The organism is Paraburkholderia dipogonis (assembly GCF_042680985.1).
GTDB lineage: Bacteria > Pseudomonadota > Gammaproteobacteria > Burkholderiales > Burkholderiaceae > Paraburkholderia > Paraburkholderia phytofirmans.
In genome coordinates this window covers 520,064-536,466 of record NZ_JBHUFR010000010.1, presented here as the reverse complement: position 1 = coordinate 536,466, position 16,403 = coordinate 520,064, and the positions used below count along the sequence as shown (strand labels likewise).

General features: G+C 62.7%; 13 protein-coding genes. 8 read left to right on the top strand and 5 right to left on the bottom strand.

The annotated features are described in order from the left end of the window. Positions 1–78 precede the first annotated feature (78 nt). Entirely contained in the window at positions 79–618 is a 540-nt protein-coding gene (locus tag ACFSNN_RS14925) for a hypothetical protein (RefSeq protein ID WP_134457342.1), read from the bottom strand. A 269-nt stretch (positions 619–887) separates the two neighbouring features. Between ACFSNN_RS14925 and ACFSNN_RS14920 the strand changes: the two genes are divergently transcribed. The 4 genes from ACFSNN_RS14920 (at position 888) to ACFSNN_RS14905 (ending at position 5,497) form a co-directional block, all read left to right on the top strand. Further along, positions 888–1,865, top strand: coding sequence for an AAA family ATPase (locus ACFSNN_RS14920; protein ID WP_134457341.1), 978 nt, complete (start codon positions 888–890; stop codon positions 1,863–1,865). A gap of 418 nt (positions 1,866–2,283) precedes the next feature. Beyond that, positions 2,284–3,390 (top strand): NAD(P)/FAD-dependent oxidoreductase, encoded by a 1,107-nt coding sequence (locus tag ACFSNN_RS14915; RefSeq protein ID WP_134457340.1) that lies wholly within the window; start codon positions 2,284–2,286, stop codon positions 3,388–3,390. 266 nt (positions 3,391–3,656) lie between these two features. After that, positions 3,657–3,968, top strand: a complete 312-nt coding sequence (locus ACFSNN_RS14910; RefSeq protein ID WP_134457339.1) for a high-potential iron-sulfur protein — start codon at positions 3,657–3,659, stop codon at positions 3,966–3,968. A gap of 236 nt (positions 3,969–4,204) precedes the next feature. Further along, positions 4,205–5,497 carry an MFS transporter gene (locus tag ACFSNN_RS14905; RefSeq protein WP_134457338.1) on the top strand — a complete coding sequence of 431 codons (1,293 nt, stop codon included), beginning with the start codon at positions 4,205–4,207 and terminating at the stop codon, positions 5,495–5,497. Between the two features lie 108 nt (positions 5,498–5,605). On the opposite strand, the gene ACFSNN_RS14900 is transcribed toward ACFSNN_RS14905, so the two are convergent. Continuing rightward, a complete protein-coding gene (locus tag ACFSNN_RS14900) occupies positions 5,606–7,126 on the bottom strand; it encodes an amidase (RefSeq protein WP_134457337.1) in 1,521 nt (506 codons plus the stop codon). 283 nt (positions 7,127–7,409) lie between these two features. Then, on the bottom strand, positions 7,410–8,108 hold the full coding sequence (locus tag ACFSNN_RS14895) for a dienelactone hydrolase family protein (RefSeq protein ID WP_134457336.1): 699 nt from the start codon (positions 8,106–8,108) through the stop codon (positions 7,410–7,412). 253 nt (positions 8,109–8,361) lie between these two features. On the opposite strand from ACFSNN_RS14895, the gene ACFSNN_RS14890 reads away from it, so the two are divergent. The 3 genes from ACFSNN_RS14890 to ACFSNN_RS14880 all read left to right on the top strand — a co-directional run bounded on the left by ACFSNN_RS14890 (position 8,362) and on the right by ACFSNN_RS14880 (position 12,181). After that, entirely contained in the window at positions 8,362–9,462 is a 1,101-nt protein-coding gene (locus tag ACFSNN_RS14890; protein ID WP_134457335.1) for an NAD(P)H-dependent flavin oxidoreductase, read from the top strand. A 423-nt stretch (positions 9,463–9,885) separates the two neighbouring features. Further along, positions 9,886–11,031, top strand: coding sequence for a branched-chain amino acid ABC transporter substrate-binding protein (locus ACFSNN_RS14885; RefSeq protein ID WP_134457334.1), 1,146 nt, complete (start codon positions 9,886–9,888; stop codon positions 11,029–11,031). A gap of 133 nt (positions 11,032–11,164) precedes the next feature. Continuing rightward, positions 11,165–12,181 (top strand): cupin-like domain-containing protein, encoded by a 1,017-nt coding sequence (locus ACFSNN_RS14880; RefSeq protein ID WP_134457333.1) that lies wholly within the window; start codon positions 11,165–11,167, stop codon positions 12,179–12,181. Positions 12,182–12,345: 164 nt separating this feature from the next. Here the strand turns inward: ACFSNN_RS14880 and ACFSNN_RS14875 are convergent, their stop codons facing one another. Continuing rightward, positions 12,346–13,779, bottom strand: coding sequence for a collagen-like triple helix repeat-containing protein (locus ACFSNN_RS14875; RefSeq protein ID WP_134457332.1), 1,434 nt, complete (start codon positions 13,777–13,779; stop codon positions 12,346–12,348). A gap of 259 nt (positions 13,780–14,038) precedes the next feature. Continuing rightward, positions 14,039–15,250, bottom strand: coding sequence for an MFS transporter (locus ACFSNN_RS14870; protein ID WP_134457331.1), 1,212 nt, complete (start codon positions 15,248–15,250; stop codon positions 14,039–14,041). A 193-nt stretch (positions 15,251–15,443) separates the two neighbouring features. On the opposite strand from ACFSNN_RS14870, the gene ACFSNN_RS14865 reads away from it, so the two are divergent. Further along, positions 15,444–16,106, top strand: coding sequence for a HugZ family pyridoxamine 5'-phosphate oxidase (locus ACFSNN_RS14865; protein WP_134457330.1), 663 nt, complete (start codon positions 15,444–15,446; stop codon positions 16,104–16,106). Positions 16,107–16,403: the final 297 nt, after the last annotated feature.

The window sequence follows — 16,403 nt, the reverse complement described above, 5'->3', positions numbered from 1 at the left end:
CCACGTATTCTGGTTGGGGGCGTTTGTTAGTCGCGTGCTGTTTGCGTGTTCGCTTGCGTGTACTTTGCATCGGTTCGATCAGTTTGCCGTGGTTGCGCTGTCCGCGAGACTGGCATGCACGCGATAGACCAAGTTCGGGTCTTTGTCGACGATGGTCCAGGTGGCCCATTGCCCCGTCGGCACCTTCAAACCCGGATGGCTCGCACTCACCTGACGCGGCTGCGGCGGCAGCTTGCAGCCGGTGTCGGTTTGCCGCGCGGCGTCTTCCTCGAACGTCTCCTGCGCGTCGATCGACATGGTGACGCCGCTCGCATCCGCTTGCAGCGGCGAGACGGTCAGCGTGCGCGCCAGATCGATACTGCCCGCGGGTCGATCCTTGCAGCCGACGTTATGCTGCACCATCTTATGATGCGTGTCCGTGCGCGCCTGGCCGACGGTGGTGGTGCCGTCGAACGCGTCGATCTGCTGGCCGTCGCGCATGACCTGCAACTGCCATTGCACGACCTGCGGCGCCGGCCGTTGTGGTGCGCTTTGCGGTGCGGTCTGTGATGCGCTCTGTTGTGCATTCGCAAGCAACGAAGTGCCGAGCAACACGGCCACGATACTGGTTTTCCACATAGAAGAATTCTCCGGTCACGAGATCCGGCCGCTTAGTCAGAAGGCCATCTTACCCCTGATAGGCACAACGCCTTTCTGACACTTCAAACGGGGCCGGGTTCAGCAATAATCCATTTCACATAAGGCTGCGAATCACCAAAAACAACCCGCTGTTAGCAGCAGAGTGGCGAGACTGCTGGCTTGCACGTGAATGTGCCGTCGTTACACTGGACTTGAAACGGCGCCATACAAGGCGCCGCAGCAGCAAGACCAGCCAGACGGGGTGAGCGATGACAACAGCAATGGTCAAACAAGAAATCGCCGTGGCGTCTTTCAGCAGGGTGTACGACCTCGATCAGGTCGAGACCGCGCTGAACGATCTCGGTGAAGGCGCGAACGAGGCACTGCGCGCAACCTACGAAAAGATGCTGAAAACCGGCAATATGCGCTTTTGCGTGAAGCCGAACCGCATGCCGTCGATCGACGATCTAATCGACGCGCTACCCAACTTTGCCGCGCCGCTCGACGACATTCGCAAGCAGGTCGCCTTGTGCCTCGAAACCGAAGACCGGCTCGAACTGATGCCGATCCTCCTGCTCGGCGACCCGGGCATCGGCAAGACCCACTTCGCCAAGCAGTTGGCGCGCCTGCTCGGCACCGCGTATCAATACGTGGCGATGAGTTCGCTCACGGCAGGCTGGATTCTGTCGGGCGCCTCGTCGCAATGGAAGAACGCGAAGCCGGGCAAGGTGTTCGATGCGCTCGTGAACGGCAGCTACGCGAACCCGGTGATTGCCGTCGACGAAATCGACAAGGCCACCGGCGATTCGCAATACGATCCGCTCGGCGCGTTGTATGCGCTGCTGGAGCATGACACGGCGCAGACCTTCATCGACGAGTTCGCCGAGATTCCGATCAACGCCGGGCACGTAATCTGGATCGCGACGGCGAACGACGAACGCTCGATTCCCGAGCCGATCCTGAACCGGATGAACGTGTATGAGATCCCGCCGCCGGATCGCGACGGCGCGCGCCGTATCGCGCAGGCGATCTACGACGAGATCCGCAGCGCGCACAACTGGGGCTTGCGCTTTCCCGAGGTGCTGGGCGACGACGCGCTCGACGCGCTGATGCGGGCGTCGCCGCGTGAAATGCGCCGCGCGATTCTCAACGGCTTCGGTGCGGCGCGTATCGACGGAAGGAATCATGTCGAAGCGGGCGACATTCGCCTCGACCACGGAAACCGGCGAAAACCCATCGGTTTTTGAGTATTTTTGCCACTTTTTCGTAGCAAAGCCGCCTTTGGGCGGCTTTTCTATGGCCAACCCAGGAATCTGTGCTCGAAACACAATGAATGTCGCGGCAATTATTTCTATTAATAAAGTGCAGCCCGACAGTGCCTCGCAGTCGTCCCACATACGAAGAAACGAGCGCCGCGACCCCCGACGGCGTACACTGATTAAGTCCGGCCGCTACGTATGAGACCCGCTCAAGACCGCATGCCCGCAGTCATTACCGACTGCGGGCATTTGTGTCTGTAAGGCGTCGTACAATTTTGCGTAGCGGTTGCGAATGGACAGGTGTGTTCGGCAGCGAGCGGCGTAAGGCACGCGAAAGCCGCACCCTGTCTTCATCTTGATCGGGTGAACGAGGCAGCGCGCGGCGAGGTTGGCCGCGTCAAGGGACATGGACCAAATCGAATGTGTAGTGATCGGCGCCGGCGTGATCGGTCTCGCGGTGGCGCGCGCACTGGCGGCGCGGGGCCGCGACGTCATCGTGCTGGAAGCGGCTGAAGCAATCGGCGTGGGCACCAGCTCGCGCAACAGCGAAGTGATTCACGCGGGCATCTACTATCCGCGCGGCTCGCTCAAAGCCGCGCTTTGCGTGCGCGGCCGCGAGATGCTCTACGACTACTGCGTCGAGCGCAACGTGCCGCATTCACGCTGCGGTAAATTGCTGGTCGCCACATCGCGCAACCAGATTCCTCAGCTCGAAAGCATCATGGCCAAAGGCCGCGACAACGGTGTGCTCGACCTCATGCGAATCACCGGCGACCAGGCGCAAGCGCTCGAACCCGCGCTCGAATGTGTCGAAGCAGTGTTCTCGCCGCAGACGGGTATCGTCGATAGTCATCAATTCATGCTGGCGCTGCAGGGTGACGCCGAACGCGACGGCGCGGTGTGCGCGTTTCACGCCCCGGTCAAAGCGATCGAGGCGAGCAATGGCCGCTTCATTATCAACGTGGACGGCGGAGCACCGACCACGATCAGCGCAGCGTGCGTGATCAACAGCGCCGGTTTGCAGGCGAATGCGTTGGCGCGCAGAATCCGCGGACTCGACGCGCGGCATGTGCCGCCGCTCTACCTCGCGCGCGGCAACTACTTCAGCATCTCGGGGCGCGCGCCATTCAGCCGCCTGATTTATCCGATGCCGAACGAGGCCGGCCTCGGCGTGCATCTGACTATCGACCTCGGCGGCCAGGCGCGCTTCGGTCCCGATGTCGAATGGGTCGATGCAATCAGTTACGACGTCGATCCGCGTCGCGCGGAATCGTTTTATGCGGCGATTCGCGCCTACTGGCCCGCGCTTCCGGACGATGCATTGCAGCCCGCCTATGCGGGGATTCGTCCGAAGCTATCCGGTCCAGGCGAACCCGCTGCCGACTTCGTGATTCAAGGTCCAGCCGCGCATGGTGTGCGTGGACTGGTCAATCTGTTCGGCATCGAGTCGCCAGGATTGACGGCGTCGCTCGCGATCGCGCAGCGAGTGTGCGAGTTGAGCGGACGCGCTTGATTCGCGTGTGATTCGCGTGTGATTCGCAGCCACGGTTTCGCTGCGCGCGCTCGACTCATGCATGAGTTCGCCGTTAGCGCGCACCACCGCGAGCGCTCGCCTACGTCTGCGATCGATTCGCATTCCGCGCGACATTCCATCGCGCAGCCGTACCAGTTCGGTTATCTCTATCATTTGGACCGTCACACGCGACGGCTTCATTGCTATCCTTGGGGACCGCTGTCATCAGAACGGCGATCAGTTCAATATAAATGGAGTGAGTCCCCATGAAATCTTCCCGTCGTACGTTTTTGATCACCAGCATTGGTGTGGCGTCCACCTTCGCGCTGTCGCGCCAGGCATTCGCCGACGCACCGAAAGTCTCCGAAACCGATCCAACCGCTCAAGCACTCGGCTACAAAGAAGACGCCGCAAAAGTCGACAAGGCGAAGTTCGCCAAATACGCAGCAGGTCAGGACTGCGGCAACTGTAGCTTCTACCAAGGCAAGCCGACCGACGCCTACGCCGGCTGCCCGATGTTCGCCGGCAAGCAGGTCGCGAGCAAGGGTTGGTGCAGCGCATATAACAAGAAAGCCTGATTACCCATCAGCCGCACCCGCCCTTAGTGCTGCGCGAAATGCGCCGCAACATGGCAGCGCACATTCGAAGTCCCATCATTCAGACGTCTGCCGCCCCGCGTGGCAGACGTCTTTTTGTTGCTTGAAAACCGCCTGTGCGCTCTTTACACTCCAATGCGACTTCTAAGGCTCGCGCTAATACGGCATTGCACTAAAACGACGCACTACAGGATACTTTTGGCAGGCTGGAGATCCGAATGACACCAGCGTCAAGGAGCCTTCATACGCGAGCCGTCGTCGCGGCTGTGATCGGCAACGCACTCGAGTGGTACGACTTCACCGTGTTCGGTTTTCTGACGGTGGTGATCGCCCAGTTGTTCTTCCCGGCCGGCAACGACTATTCGTCGTTGCTCCTCGCCACCGCGACGTTCGGCGTCGCGTTCGTCATGCGGCCGATCGGCGGCATCGTACTCGGACTCTACGCGGATCGCGCGGGACGCAAAGCGGCGTTGTCGCTCGTCATCGCGCTGATGACGCTCGGCATTCTGCTGCTGGCGATCGCACCGCCGTATTCGGCGATCGGCATCGGCGCGCCGTTGATGATCGTAGTCGGGCGCTCGCTGCAAGGCTTTTCCGCCGGCGGGGAGTTCGGCAGTTCGACGGCGTTGTTGATTGAAGCAGCGCCGTTTTCCAAACGCGGCTTCTACGGCAGCTGGCAGATGGCAAGCCAGGCGGCGGCGCTGCTGCTCGGCGCGCTGGTGGGCGCCGCGATCACTCGCGGACTGTCGCCCGAGGCGTTGAAATCCTGGGGCTGGCGCGTGCCGTTCATTCTGGGTTTGATCATCGGGCCGATTGGCTTTTATATCCGCCGGCATCTCGCCGATTCGGAAGCGTTTTTGCTCGCGCAAAAAACCGCGCGGCGCGCGACGCTCGGCGAAGTCTTCAGAACTCACACCCGCGACGTGCTCTGCGGACTCGGCTCGGTGATCGCACTCACGGTGACGATTTATGTGCTGATCAGCTATCTGCCGACCTTCGCGGTCAATCAACTCAAGTTGCCCTACGCGCAATCCTTTTACGCGGTGATCGTCGGCAATCTGCTGTTGACGGTGCTGTCGCCATTGGCCGGCGCATGGTCGGACCGGATCGGGCGCAAGGGGCTGTCGCTGTGGTCGCTGGTGATTACCCTCGTGATCATCTATCCGCTGTTCGCGTGGCTTGCCGCGGAGCCGAGCGTGTCGACACTGATTCTCGTGCAGGCGCTGCTGTCGATCACGCTGTCCGGCTATTACGGACCGTTCGGCGCGCTGATCGCGGAACTGTTTCCGGCAAACGTGCGCTCGACCGGTTTATCGCTCGCCTACAACATTGCGGTGATGGTGTTCGGCGGCTTCGGGCCGTTTGTCGTGACGTGGCTGATCGACACCACCGGCTCGCCGCTCGCGCCGACTTACTACGTGATGGGCGGACTGGCGCTGTCGATCGTCGCGGTGGCCTGCATTCCGGGTCAGCGTCACGCGGATCTCGACGCGCATCGCAAACCGGCCTGAACGGCGGCACCGTTTGCGTGGAGCTTCGCGATGCAAGAGCGCGGGCTCGTGTGGCCGGCTCACTTCTCTGCGGCAGTGTCCGTTGCTAGCGTCAGTGTGTTCGTTCGCCTAGTTGCGTGCCTGCATCAGCGGCGGCCGTTTGTCGAACCACGGCCGTGCTGTTTCAAGCTGCGCGGCCAGACGCAGAAGCGTCGTTTCGCCGCCGACGCGCGCGGCGAATTGCACGCCGATCGGCAGCCCGCGCGCATTCCAGTAGAGCGGCACCGACATGGCAGGCTGGCCACTCAGATTGAACAATTCCGTGCAACCTGCCCACGTAAACGCCTTGTCCGACGCTTCCGCCAGCACCTTCTTCAGCAGCGCTTTGAGCGGCATGGTGGTGACGGCGCGCATCTGCATCCGTTCCGCCGATGTGGGCTGCATCTCGCCGATCTTGATCGGCGGCGCGGCGAGCGTGGCGCACAAAATCACGTCGTAGCGATTCAGCAGATCGGTGAGCCGTTCGGTGATGCGGCGCTGTTCTTCGAGCGCGGCGGGCAGGCCGCGTTCGCCGAGTTTGCGGCCCACATGCGCCATCGTCCACGTTGAAATTTCGAACTCGGCGCGCAGCGGTTTGCGGCCGCTGATGCGCTCGGCGTTCAACACCAGGTCTTCTGCCGTGACGGACCAGAGCGTGAGGAACGCATGACGAACTGCCGCGAAGTCGATGCCGAGCGACACCGGTTCGATGTTATGGCCGAGCGAGCTGGCGAGTTGCGCGGCGTCGTCGAGCGCGGCGCGCGCGTCGGAGGAAAGCGACGGCGCCAGCATCGGCTCGGTGACGTACGCGATATTCAGCGGCTTGCACGGCTCGCGGCTCGCGCTCAGAAACGTGCCCGGCGCGCCGAGCGGCCGGTCGACGTTGCCGCCCAGCAGATCGAGCAGCAACGCACTATCACGTACGCTGCGTGACACCGCATGATCGACGCCGAGTTCACCGGACGTCACCGCCGCGCTCCCGCGCGGCACGCGTCCGCGTGACGGTTTGAGGCCGAAGAGTCCGCAGCATGACGCGGGAATGCGGATCGAGCCGCCGCCATCCGACGCATGCGCGAGCGGCACGATACCGGCAGCTACCGCCGCCGCCGCACCGCCGCTCGAGCCCCCAGGCGTATGGTCGAGATTCCACGGATTGCGGCACGCGCCGAACAGTTCGGGCTCCGTATAAGGCATCTGACCGAGTTCGGACGTGCTGGTCTTGGCAAAGATGTTGAGGCCGGCCGCTTTCGCCAGTGCGACCACGGGCGCGTCTTCGGTGGGAATGAAATGGCGGTAGTGGCGGCTGCCCATGGCCATGCGCAGTCCGGCGACCGGCGCGCCGAGATCCTTGATCAGATACGGCACGCCGGCCAGCGCTGTTTGCACGCTGACGCCATCGGCATGGCTTGCGCCGTTCGCACGGCTCGCGTCGTCGCGTGAAGCGCGTTGACGGGCTGCATCGTAGTCCTTCAGGACAATCGCATTGATCGCAGGATTGACCGCTTCCGTGCGTGAAATCGCGATGTCGAGCAACTCGCGCGCGCTGGCTTCGCGCTTGCGTACCAGTTCGGCGAGGCCGGTGGCGTCATGGGCGAGATAGTCTGAATGCACGACGAATGAGCCCTCGTTATCGATTATTGAATCGGCCGGCGGTCCATGCGCGCGATGAACCGCGCCGCGAGGTTCGTCGCCCGGATTGATTGCCGCACACGGAAAAGACGGCGTGCCACTGACACGCCGTCTTTGAGAGAGTAACTGAGTTACGCGCGCGAGTTACCGACGCCAATGAAAAGCGCCGCTAAAAAAGCGCAACAGACGCGCGCAATCAGTCGGCGCGAACAGCGGCACACAGCAACGCGCCCCGGTAAAACCGCGCCAACCGAAAAACCGCGCTTTACAGACGTTCGCCGAGGAACGTCAGCGTGCGGCCATGCGCCAATGCGGCGGCGCGCTGGTTATACGACGCGCGGTCCGAACAGTTGAAGCCGTGATCGGCGTTCGGATAGATGTGGAATTCGGCGTCGGTGCGGCCAGCGAAGCGTTCCTGAATCTCACCGACAGCCGACACCGGGATATGCGCGTCGAGTTCACCGTAGTGGAATTGCATCGGCACCTTGATTTTCGCGGCTTCGTCGAGCTGGTTCTGGATGCCGCCGCCGTAGTAGGCGACCGCGCCGTCGAGCGTGCCTTGCGCCGCGGCCAGATACGCGAGCCGCCCGCCGAAGCAGAAGCCGATCGCCGCGATCTTGCCGGTCACTTCCGGCATCGCGCGTAGCGCCGCAGCCGCTGCGCCGATATCGGACACGGCTTCGTCGACCTTGAGTTTCTGCATCAGTTCGATGCCTTTCTCGCGATCGGCGCCGTCGTATGTCAATTCCACGCGCGGTTGCACGCGCCAGAACACGTCCGGTGCGAGCGCCACGTAGCCGTCTTGCGCGTACTGATCCGCGACCGAACGGATATGGCCGTTCACGCCGAAGATTTCCTGAATGATGATGACGGCCGGTCCTTTGCCGCCTTTGGGCAACGCCAGGTAGCCGCCGAAGCTGTCGTTGCCGGCGGGAATGTCGATCCAGCGGGAAGTGGTGCTCATGGTGCTCTCCATTGACTCGCGCGCGGCTGCGCGAGGTCGGTCCGAGTGAAGGCCAGAGGCCTGAATGCCTGAAGCGGGGCGGTCAGTTTGCCATCAAAAGAAACGCCGTGCAGCGCGGCCCCGCGAGGCGAAAATCTCGTAAGGCGATTGAAACGTTCTCGATAATTCATTTTTCCCGCGCGGGCCGCCTCGGTACATTGAAGCGTGTTGGCTCGCTCATATGGCGAGCGCATTGACCGGGAAGGAAATCATCATGAGTGAAGGCAGTTTTGCGACGCCGTTTGCGGAGCGTTTCGGGTTGCGTGTGCCGGTCGTGCAGGCACCGATGGCGGGCGCGACGACGCCGGCAATGGTGGCCGCGGTATCGAATGCCGGCGGTCTTGGTTTTCTGGCGGGCGCGGCGCTCTCGCCCGAGAAGATCGCGAGCGAAGTCGCGGCGATTCGCGCGCTGACGGATCGTCCGTTCGGCGTGAATCTGTTCGTGCTCGAACCGGCCTCGCCCGACGACGCGACCGTGCGTACCGCGCTCGAAGCCATCAATCCCTTGCGCCACGACCTCGGTTTGCCGCCGGGCGCTCCGCTTGCACGCTACGCGCCGGATTTCCGTGCGCAACTGGACATGCTGATCGAATTGCGCGTGCCGCTGGCGAGCTTCACATTCGGCTTGCTTCCGGCCGACGACGTCGCCCGTTTGCACGCGAACGATCTATATGTAATAGGCACCGCGACGCACGCCGCCGAAGGTGTGGCCTGGCGCGACGCGGGCGCCGATGCGATTGCCGCGCAAGGCGCGGAGGCCGGTGCGCATCGCGGCACATTCATCGGCGCATTCGAAGATGCGCTGGTCGGCACGCTCGCGCTGGTGCCGCAAGTCGTCGACGCGACCGGGCTGCCGGTGCTCGCCGCCGGCGGCATCATGGATGGACGCGGCATCGTCGCCGCGCTTGCGCTCGGCGCGCAAGCCGCGGTGATGGGCACCGCGTTTCTCACCTGTCACGAAAGCGCGATTCCGCAGGCATGGAAAACCCGCGTGCGGTCCACCTCCGACACGTCGACTTCGGTCACGCGCGCGATTACCGGCCGCCATGCCCGCGGCATACGCAATCCGTTGATGCAGCGGCTAAGCGAAGCGCCGCAGAAGATCGCGCCGTACCCGGTGCAAAACGCGTTGACGCAGGAGTTGCGGCAAACCGCGAGCCGCGCGGAAAACGGCGACTATCTCTCGCTATGGTCGGGCCAGGGCGCGCCGTTGGGCCGCACCCGCCGCGAAGGTATCGGCGCCGCCGAACTGATGGGCCAACTCGAACACGAATGGCGCGAGGCGGCCGCGCGCATCGCCGCGTTCAAACGCTGATTCAACTTGATCCGGACGGCGTCCGGACGTGTCTCCTTTTCAAGCATGAAGCCTATTCGGATGATTAACGGTTTAACACGCTAAAAGCTTTAGGCCGTGCTGTTAGACGAAAGCCTCACATAGCGGAAACCCGCATGGGCTGGTGCTCTCCAGTCACTCTCTCCAGTTTGGATCGGTGCCTGTTGGATAAACGCTATTAGTGTTCATCCCACTTCCTCAAAAAAGCCCCACAAATTAATTTGATGGCCTACACTTGCGCGCAAGTACGGTTTGCCGCCTGCCACAAACAGTCCGGTAAGCGTGCTGGCCAAGTGCATGAACGATGCAACCGGCGTGGTCGTCCACGGGACTGAGCGACACGTGTTGGGGAAGCGGGGGCACAGGGCGATTACGTTGTTTTTGGGACCGAAACTGGAGACTTACATGAACATCAAGATTCAAAAGCTGTTGCCGATCAGCGCTGCGGCGATGCTGTTCGCGACGTTGGCAACTTCGGCTGCAGCCGACACGGTCGTCAAGATCGGTCACGTTGCACCGCTGACCGGCGGTATCGCTCACCTGGGTAAAGACAACGAAAACGGCGCGCGTCTGGCAGTTGAAGAAATCAACGCCAAGGGCCTGACGATCGGTGGCCAGAAAATCACGCTGCAACTCGATGCGCAAGACGATGCAGCTGACCCGCGCACGGCAACTCAAGTCGCCCAGAAACTGGTCGACGACAAGGTCGTTGCAGTGGTTGGCCACTTGAATTCGGGCACGTCGATTCCGGCTTCGAAGATCTATAGCGATGCAGGCATCGTGCAGATCTCGCCGTCGGCAACGAACCCGGCCTACACGCAACAAGGTTTCAAGACGACGTACCGCGTCGTGGCGACCGATGCGCAACAAGGTCCGGCGCTGGCTAACTACGCAGCCAAGGGCCTGAAAGTGAAGAGCGTCGCGATCGTCGACGACTCGACCGCTTACGGCCAGGGTCTGGCAAACGAATTCGAAAAGACGGCGAAATCGCTGGGCCTGAACGTGATGTCGCATGACGCGACGAACGACAAGGCTGTCGACTTCCGCGCGATTCTGACGAAGATCAAGGGCGAAAACCCGGACGCGATCATGTACGGCGGCATGGACGCCACCGGCGGCCCGTTCGCCAAGCAAGCCAAGCAGCTCGGCCTGCGCGCGAAGGTGCTGGCAGGCGACGGCGTGTGTACCGACAAGCTGGCGGACCTGGCTGGCGACGCAACCGACAACATCGTCTGCTCGGAAGCCGGTATGGCGCTCGAGAAGATGGCTGGCGGTTCGGCGTTCCTCGCCAAGTATCAGAAGCGTTTCGGTCAGCCGATCCAGATCTACGCTCCGTTCACGTATGACGCTGTGTACATCATCGTCGACGCTATGAAGCGTGCCAACTCGACCGATCCGGCGAAGATCCTGGCAGCAATGCCGGCCACGGATTACAAGGGTGTGATCGGCGAAACCACGTTCGACTCGAAGGGCGACCTTCAGCACGGCGTGATCTCGCTGTACAACTACAAGTCGGGCAAGAAGACGCTGCTCGACGTAGTGAAGATGTAAAAATCGCGTGACCGAAGGCAGCGTGTTGTCTGTCTTCGGTTGCTTGGTTTAAAAGGCACGCGCGCCGCAAGGTCCGCGTGCTTTTTCGTTTGCGGATCTTTTTTGCGGATTGCCCTTGTTCGGAGAGATTGCCGTGACCTCTGTGCCCCGTTCGTTCGACGACGCATGGCGCCGCTGGATCGCTGAAAATCTGCTGCTCGATGCACCGTCATCCGCGTTGCATGGTGCGCTGGTCGGTCACGGTTTCGACGCAGCCGACGCCACGCGAGAAATCGACGCGGCGCTCGCGAGTCCTTATTTGCACGGTGCAACGCGTCTGCGCAATCGTTTGCGTAAGCGCGAATGGATTTTGTCGGTGTACGGCGAGCTCAACCGCATGCGCGCGGCGAGCGGTGTGATTGAACGGCGCGAACGCTTGTCGCGCGACGCGTTCTTTGAGCAGTACTACTTTCAGAACCGGCCGGTGATCATCACCGGCGCATTCGACTTCTGGCCTGCGCGGTCGCTGTGGAATTGGGACTACCTTCGCGAGCGGTGCGGCGAGCGTGAAGTGGAAGTGCAGTTCGGCCGCGAATCGGACGCGAATTACGAAATCAATCAGCCCAGGCTCCGGCGCACGTTGCGCTTTGCTGACTATGTCGACCTCGTCGAGCAGAGCGGGCCGACTAACGATTTCTACATGACCGCCAATAACACCTCGCACAATCGCGCGGCGCTCGCGGCGTTATGGTTCGACGTGCCGCCGATCGATGAATATCTCGACGCCGCATCGCCCGACACCGGTTTCCTCTGGATGGGACCGGCTGGAACAAAGACGCCGTTTCACCACGACCTGACCAACAACTTCATGGCGCAGGTGATTGGCCGCAAACAGATCAAACTCGTGCCGCTGTCGGACACGCCGTTTATGGCTAACCATCTGCATTGCTATTCGCAAGTGGACGGCGCGGCGATCGACTACGACAGCTTCCCGTCGATGCGGCAAGCGCAGTTGATCGAATGCACGCTCGCGCCCGGCGAATTGCTGTTTCTGCCGATAGGCTGGTGGCACTACGTGGAAGGACTCGACGCGTCCGTGACGATGACGTTCACCAACTTTCTGCGTAGTAACGAGTTCTCGCGTCACTACGATACGTATCACGAACTGTGACGCGCGGATGAGGCGAGCGCGGCTCTTCAGCGCTGCGTCGTTGGAGTGTGGCTCGCGCAGCCAGACGCGCCGATAAAAAAACAGCGAGCCGGTTGCCCGGCTCGCCGCCCCCCCTCGACGCCTGTTTTTATCGCGTCGTTATGTGCAGTCGTTGTTCTTGTTCGTCACTTCTTTGAAGCGATGCCGCCGAGACCGCCGAGCAAGCCGCCGCCGGTCGTGCCGCCGGCGGACGTCGCCGCGCCGCTCAACGTACCGGTGACGGTGCTCAACAAGCCGGTGATCGGCGCGAGCGGGTTGCCGGTTCCACCGCCGTTACCCGATCCCGTGGCCGAGCCCAGCGCGCCGGTCAGCGTCGACACGACCGAGGTCACCGGCGCGAGCGGATTGCCGCCGCTGCCCGTCGCGCCGCTCAATGCGCCCGTGACCGAGCTCACGACGCCGGTGAGCGGCGCAAGCGGACTTCCCGAACCCGCTCCGCCGAGACTGCCGGTCAAGGTGCTGACCACATTGGTCAACGGCGCGAGTGGACCGCCGGCGCCGCTGCCGCCCGTCAGGCCGCCGCTCAAGGTGCCGGGCAGCGCGGTGAGAATGCTGGTCAACGGCGCGAGCGGCGAGCCCGTGCCGTCGCCGCTGCCCGGATTCAGAATGCCTGTGATGCCGCCGAGCGGATTGCCGCTGCCGGTGCCGCCCGCCGTCAGCAGGCCGCCTGCGGACGTGACCGTATCGCCGAGCTTGCTGACTACGTCGCCGAGATTCTCACCGATCGGATTGCCGGTCGCGCCGCTGAGTTTGCCGCCGGCGCTGTCGAGGCCATGGCCGACCGTCGCGAGCAGGCCGTTCAGCGGTGCGCCGAGACCGGTCGTGTCGCCGACGGTTTGCGTCGTCTGCGCGAGCGTGCTCGTGATCGGCGTGATTGCGGTGTTGACCGTCTGCGTGACTTGCTGGATCGGGCCGTTGGTCAACTGCGAGCCGAGTTGCGTACCTAGGCCGCTGACGGCGTTGCCCACCGTCGAGACCGCGCTGCCCAGCGGTGTCGTCAACGGACTGAGCGGCGCGGTGGGTCCGCTGCCGAGACTCGTCACGAGTTGGCCGGCGCTGTTGACGGACTGGCCTGCGTTGTAGACCAGGTTGCCGCTGCTGGCGAGCGTCGTGCCGAGCGGATCGGTGGAATTGCCCAACTGGCCCAGGCCGTTCGCCACGCCTGCGCCGACCGCGGTCACGCCGCTGCCGAGATTCGACACGACGTTGCCGAGCGCCGTGGTGGTCGCCGGATTCGCGCCGGGAATCGGCGTGAGGCCGATCTGGCTGCCGACGGCGGAGACGGTTTGGCCGACCGCGCTGACGACGTTGCCGCTGTTTTGCACGACGACGCCGACGGGGTTCGCGCTGGTGGGCGTCGGAGTGGGCGTGGGCGTCGGCGTTGGTGTGGGAGTCGGCGTCGGCGTAGGTGTGGGCGTAGGCGTCGGTGTGGGAGTCGGTGTGCCGCCGCCCGCTCCGCTCCCCACGCCTGGCCTGTTCAAGGTGCTTCCGCATCCCGTCAGGACGATCATCGACGTGACGCACATGGCGATCGCCGTCAGTTTGAATTTGCGATTCATGGTCTGCTCCCCCGTAGTTTGGTCGTTACTTGGGGGAACTAACTGCAAGGCCTATGCCATTGCCATCCAACTAGACGTTGCACGCGATAAACGCATATGAATCAATGTGTTGGCGGTATCAGACCCGCAGGCAGCCATGCTTTATTCAACCGATGTGTCGCGGAACACCTCAGCGCGCAGCCCATGCGTAACGTAACGTGAGTCGCGCGTGTTTCGTATGTCGCCGCACGAAAGGACGCATCAGCGGCGCGCTCTCGCCTCAGATCTTCAAACGCCGCAGAACCTTCGGACCGACCAGCGCGATCAACGCGGAACAGACCGCCACCACCGACAGCCCGATCGGCAAACTGGTCACCTGGGTCACCGCGCCGATGATCACCGGCCCGAGCAGCAGCCCGAAGTACGCCAACCCGGCAACATGCGCGAGTCCTTCCGCCGGATGAATGCCTTTGACGCTCGCCGCCGCCGCGAACAGCACAGGCATCATGTTCGCGAGCCCAAGACCCATCAGCGTGAAGCCGATTAGCGCCGCAACCGCGTTCGGCAGCAGCAGCGCGCCGACCATCCCGACGCAGGCGAGCGCCGCGCTCGCCATCACCAGTTGCGGTGCGCCGAAACGGGCGCGCACGGCGTCGCCGCCGAAGCGCGCGGCCGCCATGCCGCCCGAGAACGCCGCGTAGGCGGCGCTCGCGAGCGCGGGCGTAGCCAGCACGACGTCGCGCATATAGACGGTGGCCCAGTCGTACATCGCGCCTTCGGCGATCAGCGCGACCAGTGCCATTGCACCGAGCGCCCACAACGCCGGCGAGCGCCAGCGATTCGCGCGCGGCGTGGCGGAGTCGGGATGATCGGCATGCGGCACGTGCGGCAGCACGGAAGGACAGGCGGCGATCAGCACGAGTGCGCTGACCGCGGCAGCCAGCGCGAGATGCACCGCCGGCGCCATGCCGCGCGACAGCAGCGCCCCGCCGACCGCCGCACCGAACATCCCGCCGACGCTGAACATGCCGTGCAACGACGACATGATCGGCTTGCCGAGCGCTTTCTCGACGGCGCTCGCCTCGGCGTTCATCGCGACATCCAGCGTGGCCATGCCCGCGCCGAAGGTGGCCAGCACGACCAGCAGCATCCAGTAAGCGGGCACGACCAGAATCAACGCCGCGCACACCGCCATCACGAGGCCGCCCGCTAGGCAGGCGCGGCGCGTGCCGACCCGCGCGATCCACGAAGCATTGGCCGCCATCGCGCCGATCGAGCCGCCGGCGACAGCCAGCAACGCGAACGAGAGCAGCGCCGCGTTCAGATGAAAGCGGTCACGCACCGTCGGCACGTGCACGCCCCACGACGCGTACATCATGCCGGCAATGAAGAACACCGCCATCGTGGCGATACGGGCTCGCTGCCGGGCGGTATCGGAGAGGTCGCGGTGAGCGGCGGGAAGGGCGGCGAATTCGGAGGAGCGGTCTGACACGGAAATCTCGAGGAGGGGTGAACGCGTGAGAAAGCGCGTTGAAAGCGAATTTCCGATTCTAACGAAGCATGCTGTCTTATGCTTGGAAGGCGGAATCCGCATATTGGCGATTATTCAGTTCGGCGGCGCCGGCGTTGTGCGGTCTGCTTACCGGCGTTTGTGATTCGCCGCTTATCTATTGAGGAACGCGCACTTGAATATTCCCGCTCACGCTCCGCTGCATCTGCTGCATTCCGCCGCCGTCGGCACGCTCGCCACTCATGCGCGCCAGCCGGAAGGTTTCCCTTATCCGTCCGTGCTGCCGTTTGCGCCGGACTTGCAGCATCGTCCGACGATCCTCGTGAGCCGGCTCGCCGAGCATACGCATAACCTGCACGCCGACCCGCGCGCCGGTTTTCTGGCCGTCGACGCCCCCGACGGCGACGTGCTGAGCGGCCAGCGCGTCACCTTGCTCGGCACCTTCGAGCCCGTCGACTCGACGCCCGAGGTGGTGCAACGTTATCTGCGCTATCACCCCGACGCGGAGCGCTATCTCGTACTTGGCGACTTCACTTTCTGGACGATGAGGCTCGAGCGGCTGCGTTATATCGGCGGTTTCGGCGCCATGGGATGGCTTGCCGGCGATGAACTCGATCCTTTGCCGCCAGTCGGTTTCGATGAAGAGAACGCGTTGATCGCGCAATTCCCCGCTCAGTCCGGCGGTAAGGGCGAGTTTCAGCTGCTCGGCGTCGATCGATATGGCGTGGATCTGAAACTGAACGGCGCACGCAGCCGTTTTCCCTTCGACGATGCCAAGCCCAATACTGAAACCTTGCGCGCGGCGCTTGAAGATTGCATGCAACGCTACATAAATTAGATTTTTTACCGATGTTCAGGGAAACCACTCATGCGTAATAACAGCGCAGGCGATCTATCGCAATATGTTACGACGTTTCATACTAAAGCTCTCATGGCATGAAATGTTGCCATCGAATCGAGATCTTAAATTTCATTTTTTGATAGTTAATCCCATAATTACTGATGCGAACTGCGTTTTTCAGCAAAAAGCGAAATCAGCTATTTGAAAGGGAGTGTTGTAGCGCCTTGGCGGCTGGAAATTTTTTGAAACGAATTCGGATTAATTTTGCGCGCTCGCTTTTGTAATCTTTCTATT

Excerpts from the sequence above, each read along its gene's own strand:
- ACFSNN_RS14925 (WP_134457342.1), bottom strand. The coding sequence starts at position 618 with ATGTGGAAAACCAGTATCGTGGCCGTGTTGCTCGGCACTTCGTTGCTT.
- ACFSNN_RS14920 (WP_134457341.1), top strand. The coding sequence starts at position 888 with ATGACAACAGCAATGGTCAAACAAGAAATCGCCGTGGCGTCTTTCAGC.
- ACFSNN_RS14915 (WP_134457340.1), top strand. The coding sequence starts at position 2,284 with ATGGACCAAATCGAATGTGTAGTGATCGGCGCCGGCGTGATCGGTCTC.
- ACFSNN_RS14910 (WP_134457339.1), top strand. The coding sequence starts at position 3,657 with ATGAAATCTTCCCGTCGTACGTTTTTGATCACCAGCATTGGTGTGGCG.
- ACFSNN_RS14905 (WP_134457338.1), top strand. The coding sequence starts at position 4,205 with ATGACACCAGCGTCAAGGAGCCTTCATACGCGAGCCGTCGTCGCGGCT.
- ACFSNN_RS14895 (WP_134457336.1), bottom strand. The coding sequence starts at position 8,108 with ATGAGCACCACTTCCCGCTGGATCGACATTCCCGCCGGCAACGACAGC.
- ACFSNN_RS14890 (WP_134457335.1), top strand. The coding sequence starts at position 8,362 with ATGAGTGAAGGCAGTTTTGCGACGCCGTTTGCGGAGCGTTTCGGGTTG.
- ACFSNN_RS14885 (WP_134457334.1), top strand. The coding sequence starts at position 9,886 with ATGAACATCAAGATTCAAAAGCTGTTGCCGATCAGCGCTGCGGCGATG.
- ACFSNN_RS14875 (WP_134457332.1), bottom strand. The coding sequence starts at position 13,779 with ATGAATCGCAAATTCAAACTGACGGCGATCGCCATGTGCGTCACGTCG.